Raw genomic sequence first — 12443 nt, forward strand, 5'->3', positions numbered from 1 at the left:
GGGAGTAAAAAATTGAAGATCCGATCCTTCATTCTGGCCTCGACGGCGGTTTTCGCCCTGTCGAGCGCAGCACAAGCCGCGACTGAACTCTACCTGATTAACTGCGGTGCGGATAACGAGCCGCAAGCCCCGGTCCAGCAGACCCATATCGACGAATGGGTCAAGGCGAACCCCGACTATACCGTCCGCGTGGAATTCCTGCCCTGGGAGCAGTGCCAGGAGAAGACCCTGACCCTGGCCGCCGCGGGCACGCCGCCCGCCGCCGCCTATATGGGCTCGCGCGTTCTGAAGCAGCTGTCCGCCGCTGGCCAGATCGTCCCGATCGGGCTGACGGATGACGAGCTCAAGACCTATGAGCCCTCGGTCATCTCGACCGTGCAGTTCGACGGTCAGGTCTGGGGCCTGCCGCGCGCCTTCTCGACCAAGGCGCTCTACTGGAACAAGGACCTGTTCAAGGAAGCGGGTCTGGACATGCCGAACGGCCCGCAGACCTTCGAGGAAATGCTGACCGCCGCCAAGGCGATCAAGGAAAAGACCAAGGCCGCAGGCTTCGGCATGCCCGCCGCCGACATGGACAACACCTTCCACGAATTCCTGAATTTCCTCTATTCGAATGGCGGGCAGGTCGTGGACGGCGATGGCAAGGTCGCGTTTGACAGCCCGAACAATGTCGAGACGCTGAAATTCTATCAGGAACTTGCCAAATACTCGCAGGAAGGCCCCGTCGCCTATGATCGCGGCAAGCTTGAGCCGCTGTTCAAGGAAGGCCAGATCGCGATGTACACCTCGGGCGCCTGGGGTCGCGGCAAGGCCGAGGGCGTCAATTTCGGCGTGGCGCAGATCCCGGCGGGCCCCTCGGGCAAGCATTCGACGCTGCTGATCACCGACAGCCTCGTGGTCTTCAAGGGCACCGGTCAGGAAGAGGCCACCCAAAACCTGATCAAGTTCCTGACGGCGCCGGAACGCCAGTCGGCCTTTGACGAGGCTGGCGGTTGGACCCCGATCCGCGCCGGTGCAGGCGCTGATGCGCTGATCGCCAAGGACCCGAACTGGAAGCCCTTTATCGACGCCGTCCCGACCGGTGGCCCCGAGCCCCTGATGCAGGACTATATCGGCATGCAGGACGCCGCGATCGAGGGCATCCAGGCGGTGATCTCGGATGAGGTCACCCCCGAGGAAGGCGCCAAGCAGATCAATGACGGCCTCGCCGGCCTGAGCTGACGACCAAAGGGGGGCGGTCCGCCGCCCCCTTCCCCAATCCAGGAGCAGCCGATGGGCGATCTGAAACTGACCGGCGTGACCAAGGATTTCGGCACGGCCCGCGTCATCCACCCGACCGACCTGCAGATCCGCGACGGCGAGTTCACCGTCTTCGTCGGCCCCTCGGGCTGCGGCAAGTCCACCATGCTGCGCATGATCGCGGGGCTTGAGGATATCTCGGCAGGCACGCTGGAAATCGACGGCCGCGTGGTCAACGATCTGGCCCCTGCGAAGCGCGGCATCGCCATGGTGTTCCAAAGCTACGCGCTTTACCCGCATCTGAACGTCTACGAAAACATCGCCTTTCCGCTGCGCGTCGACCGCCGCCCGGAAGCCGAGGTCCGCCAGAAAGTCGGTGCCGCCGCCGAGGTCCTGAAGCTCACCGAGCGCCTGCAGCACAAGCCCGGTGAACTGTCGGGCGGCCAGCGCCAGCGCGTCGCCATCGGCCGCGCCATCGTGCGCGAGCCTTCGGTCTTCCTTTTCGACGAGCCGCTCTCGAACCTCGACGCGGCTTTGCGCGGCGAGATGCGGGTCGAGCTGTCGCGCCTTCATGCGCGGCTGGGCAACACGATGATCTATGTCACCCATGACCAGATCGAGGCCATGACCATGGCCGACCGCATCGTCGTCCTGAACGCAGGCCGGGTCGAGCAGGTCGGATCGCCTCTCGAACTGTTCCACCGCCCGGTGAACCGCTTCGTCGCGGGCTTTCTTGGCAATCCCAACATGAATTTCCTGCCCGCCACGGCGCTTTCGACCGCACCCGAGGGCATTCTGCTGCGCCTGCAAGACGGGCCGGAACTGACCATTCTCGTTGAAGGCACAGCGGTCTCGGGCGCGGCACTGACGCTTGGCATTCGCCCGGACGACCTGCGCCCCGATCCCGCTGGCCTGCCCTGCCGCGTCGATGTGGTCGAAAGGCTTGGCAACAGCACCGTGCTTTATTGCCTGACAGAAGCGGGCCAGCAGATTTGTGCCGTGACCTCGGGCACGACCAAGGCCGCCCCCGGCGAGGTGATCGGGCTGGGCTTCGATCCCGCCGCCGCGCATCTTTTCACCGCCGAAGGTCTGGCCCTGCCGCGCCGCCATGTGCCGGTCGATCTGGCGCGCCTGCCGACCGCGCGCACGGCCTGAGGCAGGGGATGCTGCGCGCCATGAAGCTCATGCCCCTGTCCGAAAAGCGCGAGGCCATCGCCCAGGCCGCGCGGCGGATCATCGATTTCGTCGCGGCAAGGCCCGATGCGGTGCTGGGCCTCGCGACCGGCGGCACGATGGAGCCGCTTTACGCCGATCTCGTCGCGGCCCATCGCGCGGGCCTGAGCTTCGCGCGGCTGCGCACGGTCAATCTCGACGAATATCTCGGCCTCGCGCCCGAGGACCCGAACTCCTATCACAGCTACATGGCACGGCATTTCCTCGATCATGTCGACCTGCCGCCCGAAAACGCCTTCATCCCGCGCGGCGATCTCGAGCCGATGCGGGCGGCGGCGGAATATGCGGGCGTGCTGGACCGGCTGGGGCGGATCGACCTGCAGCTTCTGGGGGTCGGCGAGAACGGTCATATCGGCTTCAACGAACCCGGCACGCCGCTCGACGCGCCGACCCGCGTCGTCGATCTCGCGCCGCTGACCATCGCCTCGAATGCGCGTTTTTTCGCGCCGGACAGAGAGGTTCCTTCGCGCGCCGTGACGATGGGCACAGCCGCGATCCTGTCGGCGCAGAGCATCCTCGTTCTGGCAACCGGCGAGGCCAAACGCGAGGCGCTGGCCACCGCTTTCGACGGCCCGATCTCACCGGAATGCCCGGCCTCCTATCTGCGGCTGCATCCCGATTGCACGGTTTTCGCCGATCACGCGGCGGGGGCGGGACTGATGCGGCTTTGCGCCTGAGCGCGAGGTGACAGCGCGGCCCGGCTGGGCTATGTCCGGCAAAACAGTCTAAAGGCCCCGGGCATGAAACTTCTCATCGACACCGATCCCGGCATCGACGATGCCATGGCGATCCTTTTTGCCGCCCGTCATCCCGAAATCGAGCTGGTCGGGCTGACCACGGTCTTCGGCAATGTCCCGGTCGAGATCGCGACCCGCAATGCGCTGGCCCTGGTCGAGCATTGCGGCCTCGCCATCCCCGTGGCGCAAGGCGCGGGCCAGCCGCTGGAATTGCCGCCCTTCGTGCCGCCCGCGCATATTCACGGGGTCGAGGGCTTCGGCCACCTGCCCGCCTTCACCCCGGCACGGCAAGCGGTCACCGAAAGCGCCGCCGAATTCATGACCCGGCTGGCCCGCGAACATCCGGGCGAGATCACCCTTTGCCCGATCGGCCCGATCACCAATATCGCCGAAGCGATCCGGCTCGACCCGGAATTCGCCGGAAACCTGAAGCGCATCGTCTTCATGGGCGGGGCATTGGACGCGCCGGGCAACATCTCGCCCTTTGCCGAGGCCAACAGCTATCACGACCCCCATGCGCTGGAGGTCGTGCTGCGCTCGCAGGCCGAGATCCTGATGATCGGCCTCGACGTCACCATGCGGGTGCAATTGCAGGCCGCCGATTTTGCCGCGCTTGCCGAGGCCGCGCCGCATGATGGCGGCCTCTTGGACGGGATGGCGGGGCTTTACCTCGAATTCTACCGCTCGATCGGGCAGGAGGGCTGCGCGCTGCACGATCCGATGGCGGTGATTGCCTGCCTCGAGCCTGATCTTTTCGAGATCGAAAGGATCGGCCTGACCTGCATCGTCGAGGGCGAGGAAACCGGCCGCACCCTGCGCCATGCCGAGCCGGCTCAGAGCGCCGCGGCCCTCGATTGCGACGCGGCGCGGGTCCGGGCGTTGTTCCTCGACGTGATCAGCGGGGCGTGACGCCTAGCTTCCGGCGGTCCAGAGCCGGAAGCGCCGACCGCCGGTGATCTCGCGCAGGAGGCCCATGCCCTGCATCCGCGCCAGCATGCGCTCGGCGGTGTCGCGGCTGATATCGCTGCTGGTCTCGACCATGGCCGTGCTCATCACCGGATGGGCGGCAAGCGCCGCGATGATGCGGGCGGCATTGTCGCCTTTGATGCTGGCCGTGGCCTTGCGGGCCCGTTCGGCCCAGTCCGAGATGCGACGCAATTCGCGTCGTGCCTCGCTCGCGCCTTGGCAGACCGCGTCGAGATGGCGCTGCATCCGCTCGGGCGCGGGACCGCCATCGATCCAGACCCGGCGGCCCGCCCGGCCCAGCGGCACGAAACGCAGCACCTCGCAGTCCGACGCCATGTCGCGCCCGGTCCAGCAGGCGGGCTCGGTCAGGCATTCCGGCGCCGAGAGATCGGCCAGCCGCCATGCCACGCGCAAACCGGGCGCGCGGGCCAGCGGGTCGAGTTCCGCCAGCGCGGCATGGCCCGCCAGATATTCCATCGCTCCGGCGTCGAAGGCCGCGCCGACGGGCCGGGTCGCCAGCGGTTCCGGCAGGTCCTGGCCGTCGCTGCGGTAAAGCCCGAGGAAACCGCGCAGATCGTCGAGCTTGCTCTGCCCCTCCAGCCGCCGCAGCCCCCAGCGCGCCAGCCGCATCGCGTCCAGGTCGGTGCCGGCGCGGGCATCCATCAGCTCGCGCCCGATCTCTTCGCGCTGCAGGGGCGTGCCCTGCGCCCAGAGCATCGATTCCAGCTCGATCATGGCGAGGCGGCGCATCGCGCCTGCCTGCGCTTCGGGCGAAAGCTCGGCCAGCATCCCGTCGAGCCGACCCACGGCCATGGCCGCGCGCGACAGCAGGCCCGAGCACGCGGCTTGCGCCTTGGCCCAATCCTCGGGGCGCGGCGCGGAAATGGCGGGGGCCTCATCCGTTTCGGGACGGGGCAGTTCGGTCAGGATCTGGTCAATCGGGCTCATGGCGCAAGCCTAGGGCATTTCGGTCGAATCGGCAGCCGGAATTGCCACGGCTGCGTCAATTCCGGCCAAAGCGTGGCCCCTGCGCATCCCGCGCGACGTAGCGCCGCAGAAGCATGGAAGATTGCATCGCAATGTTGAGAATATCGGCGCAGGACCGTAAGGACAGCGGTGAAAACCAAGGATAATCGACATGCCATCATCTCAGGCCCCGACGCAGCACGCGCCGCGCGACTCGCTGATCGAGGAATCGATCCTGCCCACCCATCTCGACCAGCGCCCGATCAGTCGCTTCGGCTATACGTGGATCTGGATCGGTATCGCCGTCATCATCGCGACCTATTCCCTGGGCGCGGGCGGGGTCGAGGGCGGCATGTCCCTGTCCGAGGTCATCGCCATCATCGCGCTGGCCAACCTCGTGATCGGGGCCTTCATGCTGCTGACCGCCGATATCGGCACCGAGCATGGCCTGTCCTTCGCGGTCTATCTGCGCGCGCCTTTCGGCGTGCATGGCACGCATTTCCCGGCCGTCACGCGCGGCGTGGTCGCGGCCATGTGGTTCGGCATCCAGACCTATCTCGGAGCCTTGGCGCTGAACGGGATCGGGCAATATTTCCTTGGCTTCGACAATTGGGTCCTGTGGTATTTCGTCTTTGCGGTGCTGCAGATCGCCAATACCGCCATGGGGATCCGCTCGGTCGAGCGGCTCGCCGCCTTGGCCGCGCCTGCTATCATTGCAATTTCGGTCTGGATGTATTTCACGCTCGAAGGCGTGGCCCAGACCAAGGGCATCAATATCTGGACCTTCCAGGGCACGGGTCAGGTCAGCGTGGCGGTGCTGTTCATCTCGAACATGGCCTTCTGGTCGACCATGGCCATCGACATCCCGAACCTGACCCGCTTCATCGAGGTCGGCGCGGGCAGCCGCAGCTTCCTCAAGCGCAACCGGGCGATCTTCATCGCGCAATTGCTGGCCTTGCCGGTCACCCAGGCGCTGATCGCCGGGATTGGCGCGGTCAGTTTCATCGCCACCGGCAACTGGAACCCGGTCGAGGTCATCCAGTCGCAGGGCCATGGCCTGTCGCTTCTGGTGCTGCTGGCGCTGGTGGTGCTGGCGCAATGGTCTACCAACAATTCGGCGAACCTGATTCCTTCGGCGCTGACCTTCGTGAACCTCGCGCCGCGGGTCATCGATTACCGCATCGCGCTGGTCATCGCGGGCATTGTCGGCACGCTATGCGCGCCTTGGGCGTTGCTCGACAATCTGTTCGTCTTCCTTGGCTATTGCGGAGCGTTCCTCTCGGCCATCGGCGGGATCATGATCGCGGATTACTACCTGCTGCGCCGCCGCCGGCTGAATGTGCCTGAGCTTTTCCATCTCGACGGGCAGTTCCGCTATGCGGGCGGGTTCAACCCGGCGGGCCTGATCGCATGGCTGGTCGCGGGGGGCATCGCGGCCTTCTATCCGCAGCATGCCATCGTCATCGGCTTCCCGCTGGGCCTCGTGCTTTACATCCTGCTGATGAAGCTGATGGTGCTGGCCCGCTATCCGCAGGCGGAAATCACCAGCGGTTTCGCCGATGATTTCCTTGCCACCTCGCTCGGCCTGAGCTGGGTCTATGAGGGGGCCGGGCGTTTCACCCGCCAGACCCTTGAGGAGCTGAAATCCTCGGACAAGCGCCGCGAGGATCTGTAGCCGCTAACGCGACAGTGCCCGGTCGAGATGGAGATAGCCTCCGTCCGGGTGCAGCCATTGCCCGGTCATGTGGCTGGCGCGATCCGACAGAAGGAAGGCGCAGCAATCCGCGATCTCGCGCGCCGTGGTCATCCGCTGCCCCAAGGGGATATTGCGGGTGATCTCGGCCAAACGGGAATCGGGATCGGACATGGTGTCGAGCCAGCGGCGATAAAGCGGCGTCATCACCTCGGCCACGACGATGGCGTTGACCCGCGCGCCATGCGGCAGGAATTCTACTGCCCATTCGCGGGTCAGACCCAATTGCGCCGCCTTGGCCGCGACATAGGCTGAAGTGCCCCCCTGCCCGGTCAGCGCGGTCTTGGAACTGATATTGACCACCGATCCCTTCGCCGCCTTGATGTCCTCGGCCAACAGGTGGAGCATCATGTAATAATGGATCAGGTTCTGGTCGAGGCTGGCGCGGAAGGCGGCTGGCCCCTTGTCAAGGCCGACCCCATCATTCGCGCCCGCATTGTTGACAAGGCCGTAAACCTGCCCGTGGCGGGCGTGGATCGTTTGGACCGCCGCGATGCAGGCGGCGTCGTCCGACAGTTCCGCCTGCACGAAATCCGCGCCCGTTTTGGCCAGCCAGTCGGCATCCGGCGCGCGGCGGGCAAGGACGACAACCCTTGCCCCTTCCTCGCGCAGAACCTCGGTGATGCCCGCGCCGATCCCCGAGCCGCCACCGGTCACGACGACCAGCTTGTCTTGCAGATGCAGGTCCATCACGCCCCCTTGAAGCGGTAAGTCTCAAGGCTTTCCGGTTTCATCTCGATCGAAAAGCCCGGCATCGTCGGCGGCATATAGGCCGCGTCGCAGATATTGCAGGGGTCAAGGAAATGCTCGTGCAGGTGATCGACATATTCGATGACCCGCCCCTCGCGCGTGCCCGCGATGCAAAGATAGTCGATCATCGACATGTGCTGGACATATTCGCAAAGCCCCACACCGCCCGCATGAGGGCAGACTTTCAGCCCGTATTTCGCGGCCATCAGCATCACCGCCAGCACCTCGTTCAGGCCCCCCATGCGGCAACTGTCGATCTGCACCACGTCGATCGCGCCGCGCATGATGAATTGCTTGAACATGATCCGGTTCTGGCACATCTCGCCGGTCGCGACCTGCACCGGGGCGACGCCCTCGCGGATCTTGCGGTGGCCCTCAACATCGTCGGGGCTGGTCGGTTCCTCGATGAACCAGGGCTTCACGAAGGCGAGCTTACCGACCCAATCGATGGCCTGATCGACCTCCCAAACTTGGTTCGCGTCGATCATCAGGTTGACATCGGGACCAACTTCATCGCGGGCGATGGTCAGGCGGCGGATATCGTCGTCGAGATCGCGGCCTACCTTCATCTTGATATGGCGGAACCCGGCATCAACCGCCTCGCGGCAAAGACGGCGCAGCTTCTCGTCATCATAGCCGAGCCAGCCCGCGCTGGTCGTGTAGCAGGGATAGCCCTCGGCCTTGAGGGTGGCGATGCGCTCGGCCTTGCCCTTGGCCTGTTCGGTCAGGAAATCCAGCGCCCATTCCGGGGTGATGCAATCGGTCAGGTAGCGGAAGTCGATGCAGCGGACGAGTTCGGCAGGCGACATATCCGCAACTAATTGCCAGACCGGTTTACCCTCGGATTTAGCCCAGAGATCCCAGACCGCATTGACGACCGCCCCGGTCGCGAGATGGATCGCGCCCTTGTCCGGGCCGATCCAGCGCAACTGGCTGTCCGAGGTGATGTGCCGCCAGAACCGCCCCATATCTTCGGCGATCCAGCCCAGATCAAGACCGGTGACGATCGGGCGCAATGCCTCGATCGCGGCCACGCAGATTTCATTTCCGCGCCCGATGGTGAAGGTCAGGCCGTGGCCCTTATGCGGGCCGTCGGTTTCAAGGATGACATAGGCCGCCGAGTAATCGGGATCGGGATTCATCGCATCCGAGCCGTCCAGATGCTGGCTGGTCGGGAAACGCACATCGACGGTGCGCAGGCCGGTGATCCTGGTCATGCCTTCACCTTTCGGCCAAAGGGGCCGTTGCTCGGAAACTTCATCTTGTCCTCATGGAATGAGGCCGGGGGCGGGACGCCCCCGGCGTAAAGGGATCAGTCGTAAAGGACCGCCGCGATTTCGGGCGCGTCGATGTTCGACTTGTCATACCAGTAAAAGCCGGTATCGACGTTCTTTTCGACCTTTTCGCCCTTCGAGACGGCGACGGCAGCTTTCACGGTTTCATAACCGATGCCGACCGGATTCTGGGTGATCGCACCAGCCATAGCGCCGCTACGGATCGCCTCTTTCTGGACCTTGCCCGAGTCGAAACCGATGACGACCGCTTTTGCACCCATCTCGCGCACGCCGTTCAAGACGCCGATGGCCGAGCCTTCATTGGTGCCGAAGATGCCCTTGATATCCGGGTTCGCCGCCAGAATGGCCTTGGTGATCTCGGTCGATTTCAGTTGGTCGCCATCGCCATACTCCAACGCGACGATTTCGATGTTGGGGTATTTTTCCTTGATCCCGTTCACGAAACCATCGCGGCGATGGATGCCGGTCAGCGAAGTCTGGCTATGGCCGACAACGGCGATCTTACCCTCGCTGCCGATCAGTTCGGCCATTTTGTCGGCGGCCAGAGCAGCAGCAGCCGTGTTGTCCGTCGAAGCTGTCGAAAGCGGGATGTCACTCTCCACGCCCGAGTCGAAGGCGATGACGGGGATGTTCGCCGCTTGCGCCTTTTTCAGCAGCGGGATCACGGCTTGGCTGTCGAGCGCCGCGATGCCGACGGCGGCAGGCTGCTTGGCGAGGGCTGCGGCCAGCATGTCGATCTGCTTGTCTACCTGGGTTTCGTTATCCGGCCCCTCGAAGGTCACATCGACCCCGAATTCCGCCCCCGCCTTGTCGGCGCCGAGCTTCACGGCCTGCCAGAACTGGTGCTGGAACCCTTTCGAGATCAGCGGGATATAGAGCTTGTCCTGAGCCGTGGCGGCACCCGCCCCGGCCAGAAGTCCAAGCGCGGTGGCCGCGCCGATCAGTCCTCGTCTGGTGAACATGTTTTCCTCCCTGATGTTCACTTCTTCTCAACTCAATTGGCAGAACGGCGCCGAAGCTGGTCGGCATAAACCGCGACGATAATGATGATGCCGGTGACGACGGTCTGCCATTCCGGCGCGACCGAAAGCACACGCAGGCCGTTGGTCAGGACCGACATGATCAGCGCGCCGATCAGTGTTCCGGTGATCGTGCCCCGCCCACCCGAAAGCGAGGTCCCGCCGATGACGACTGCCGCGATCGCCTCAAGTTCATAGCCCAGACCCAAGGAGGGCTGCGCCGAATTCAGGCGCGACGACATGAGAATGCCCGCAATGCCGCAGATCGCCCCGGCCAGCGCATAGATCGCCATCTTCCAGCGGTCGGTGTTTACACCGGAAAGCCGCACGGCCTCTTCATTGGACCCCAGCGCGAAGGTATAGCGGCCCAAGACGGTGCGGCTGAGCACCCATGCGATGACGCCAGCCACCACGAACAGGATCAGAACCCCGTTTGGCAGCGGGAATTGAGGGATGATCAGGCCGACGAGCGAGCCCTGCGAAATCTCGGTATAGCCCTCGGTATCGTTGAAATAGATCGGCTTGGTTCCGGTCACGATCAGCGACATGCCCTTTAGCACCAGCATCATCCCGAGCGTGGCGATAAAGGGCGGTATTTTGGCCTTGGCGACCAGTGTCCCCGAAATCAGGCCGCACAGCGCCCCCGTCCCAAGGCCGGTGACGACACCCAAAAACAGCGGCGCGCCCATCCATGTCAGAACGACCCCGGTCATCACCGCGCAGAAGGTCATCAGCGTCCCGATCGAGAGGTCGATCCCCCCGGTGATGATGATCATCGTCACGCCGACCGCCAGAACCCCGTTGACCGAGGTCGCCTGCAGGATCGACATGATATTGTCGATCTGGAAAAAGCGCGGACTGGCCAGCGAAAAGCCTACGACCAGCACGATCAGGCTGGCAAAGGCCAGAAGCTTCTGTTGGGCTGCCCCCCGTCGGGCCTGTTTCGCGCCCATTTTCATCCCCCCTTCAGCCATCATTCGGCAGCCATCCCTTCTCGTTTTGTGGCGAGCGCCATGATGTCCTCCTGCGAGGCGCCGCCGGGCAGAATGCCGGTCAGCCGCCCCTCGCACATCACGGCGATGCGTTGCGACAGCCGCAGAACCTCGGGCAATTCGCTGGAAATCACGATGATCGCCTTACCCGAGGCGGCAAGCTCATTGAGCAAGCGATAGATCTCGGCCTTGGCGCCGACATCGATGCCGCGGGTCGGCTCGTCGAAGATCAGGATGTCGCAATCCCGCAGAAGCCATTTCGCGACGACAACTTTTTGCTGGTTGCCACCCGAGAGCAGGCGAACTTCCTGTGCGTCGCCGGGGGTGCGGATGCTGAGCGTCTGGATATAATCTTGCGCGACCCGGCCCAGTTCGGCCTCGTTGATGCGACCCAAGCGGTCGGCATAGCGCGGCAGGCTCGCCATTGCGATATTGGCGCGGACATCCATGCCAAGAGCAAGGCCAAAATGCTTGCGATCTTCGGAGAGATAACCGATCCCCTCGCGCACCGCATCGGCGGGCGTGCGGATTTGGACAGGCTTGCCGTGGATGCGGATCTCGCAATGATCGGCGGGTTCCGCGCCAAAGATCGCGCGCGCAAGTTCGGTGCGGCCCGCGCCCATCAACCCGGCAAAGCCAAGGATCTCGCCCTTTTTCAGCGAGAAGCTGATGTCTTTCAGCTCGTGTCCGCGCGAGAGATGGCTGACCTCAAGCGCGATTTCTGCGCCGGAAAGGTCGGGGATCGCCGCAACTTCATCGGTCAGTTCGCGGCCCACCATCATCGAGATGATCTTCGAGATCGGCGTGTCGGCGGCCTCGACCGTGCCGACATAGGCGCCGTCGCGCATCACGGTCACGCGATCCGAGATGCGTTTGATCTCATCCATCTTGTGGCTGATATAGATGATGCCGACGCCCTCGGCCTTCAGCTTGCGGATGATGGTGAAAAGTTCGGCGATTTCGGCGTCGTTCAGCGCGGCGGTCGGCTCGTCCATGATCAGCACGCGCGAGCGGTGCGACAACGCCTTGGCGATCTCGACCATCTGCTGGCGGGCAATGGTCAACCCTTCGACCGGAGTGCGCGGGTCCATGGGGATATGCATCGCGGTAAAAATCGCGGCGGCATCGGCGTTGAGCCTGTCCTCGTCCAGACGCCCGAAGGATAGCCGCGGCTCGCGTCCGATGAAGATATTCTGCGCCACGGTCAGGTCGCGCATCAGCGCAAGTTCCTGATGGATAATTCCGATGCCTAGTTCCTGCGCGGCGCGCGGCGTTGGCAGCGCGACCTCGGCCCCGTCGATCAAGATGCGGCCATCATCGGGATGATAGACCCCGCTGAGGATCTTCATCAGCGTCGATTTGCCCGCGCCGTTCTCGCCCATCAGGGCATGGACCTCTCCGGCGCGGAGGTCGAAGCTCACCGATTTCAGGGCATGCACGCCGGGGAAACGCTTGTCGATCCCCTCCATCTGCACCAGTTCGGCCATGGTCCT

11 protein-coding genes are annotated in these 12443 nt (G+C 64.3%); 5 read left to right on the plus strand and 6 right to left on the minus strand.

Going from position 1 to position 12443, the window contains the following annotated elements:
• Positions 1–12 precede the first annotated feature (12 nt).
• The 4 genes from ESZ60_RS03900 (at position 13) to ESZ60_RS03915 (ending at position 4118) form a co-directional block, all read left to right on the plus strand.
• On the plus strand, positions 13–1221 hold the full coding sequence (locus ESZ60_RS03900) for an extracellular solute-binding protein (RefSeq protein WP_134679106.1): 1209 nt from the start codon (positions 13–15) through the stop codon (positions 1219–1221).
• Between the two features lie 51 nt (positions 1222–1272).
• A complete protein-coding gene (locus tag ESZ60_RS03905; protein ID WP_134679107.1) occupies positions 1273–2394 on the plus strand; it encodes an ABC transporter ATP-binding protein in 1122 nt (373 codons plus the stop codon).
• Between the two features lie 8 nt (positions 2395–2402).
• A complete protein-coding gene (locus tag ESZ60_RS03910) occupies positions 2403–3149 on the plus strand; it encodes a glucosamine-6-phosphate deaminase (RefSeq protein WP_134679108.1) in 747 nt (248 codons plus the stop codon).
• Positions 3150–3212: 63 nt separating this feature from the next.
• Complete coding sequence (locus ESZ60_RS03915; RefSeq protein ID WP_134679109.1) at positions 3213–4118, plus strand: nucleoside hydrolase; 906 nt, start codon at positions 3213–3215, stop codon at positions 4116–4118.
• Between the two features lie 3 nt (positions 4119–4121).
• On the opposite strand, the gene ESZ60_RS03920 is transcribed toward ESZ60_RS03915, so the two are convergent.
• A complete protein-coding gene (locus ESZ60_RS03920) occupies positions 4122–5123 on the minus strand; it encodes a Fic family protein (protein WP_134679110.1) in 1002 nt (333 codons plus the stop codon).
• Positions 5124–5313: 190 nt separating this feature from the next.
• On the opposite strand from ESZ60_RS03920, the gene ESZ60_RS03925 reads away from it, so the two are divergent.
• Positions 5314–6816 carry an NCS1 family transporter gene (locus ESZ60_RS03925; RefSeq protein ID WP_134679111.1) on the plus strand — a complete coding sequence of 501 codons (1503 nt, stop codon included), beginning with the start codon at positions 5314–5316 and terminating at the stop codon, positions 6814–6816.
• Between the two features lie 3 nt (positions 6817–6819).
• Here the strand turns inward: ESZ60_RS03925 and ESZ60_RS03930 are convergent, their stop codons facing one another.
• From ESZ60_RS03930 to ESZ60_RS03950, 5 genes are all read right to left on the minus strand, one after another.
• Positions 6820–7584, minus strand: coding sequence for an L-fucose dehydrogenase (locus ESZ60_RS03930; protein ID WP_134679112.1), 765 nt, complete (start codon positions 7582–7584; stop codon positions 6820–6822).
• Positions 7584–8861 (minus strand): L-fuconate dehydratase, encoded by a 1278-nt coding sequence (locus ESZ60_RS03935; protein ID WP_134679113.1) that lies wholly within the window; start codon positions 8859–8861, stop codon positions 7584–7586. The genes ESZ60_RS03930 and ESZ60_RS03935 overlap by 1 nt, the downstream gene beginning before the upstream one ends.
• Before the next feature lie 95 nt (positions 8862–8956).
• Positions 8957–9901, minus strand: coding sequence for an ABC transporter substrate-binding protein (locus tag ESZ60_RS03940; RefSeq protein ID WP_134679114.1), 945 nt, complete (start codon positions 9899–9901; stop codon positions 8957–8959).
• 32 nt (positions 9902–9933) lie between these two features.
• Positions 9934–10935 (minus strand): ABC transporter permease, encoded by a 1002-nt coding sequence (locus tag ESZ60_RS03945; RefSeq protein ID WP_134679115.1) that lies wholly within the window; start codon positions 10933–10935, stop codon positions 9934–9936.
• Positions 10932–12437 (minus strand): sugar ABC transporter ATP-binding protein, encoded by a 1506-nt coding sequence (locus ESZ60_RS03950; RefSeq protein WP_134679116.1) that lies wholly within the window; start codon positions 12435–12437, stop codon positions 10932–10934. The genes ESZ60_RS03945 and ESZ60_RS03950 overlap by 4 nt, the downstream gene beginning before the upstream one ends.
• Positions 12438–12443 lie beyond the last annotated feature (6 nt).

The organism is Paracoccus ravus (genome assembly GCF_004522175.1).
GTDB lineage: Bacteria > Pseudomonadota > Alphaproteobacteria > Rhodobacterales > Rhodobacteraceae > Paracoccus > Paracoccus ravus.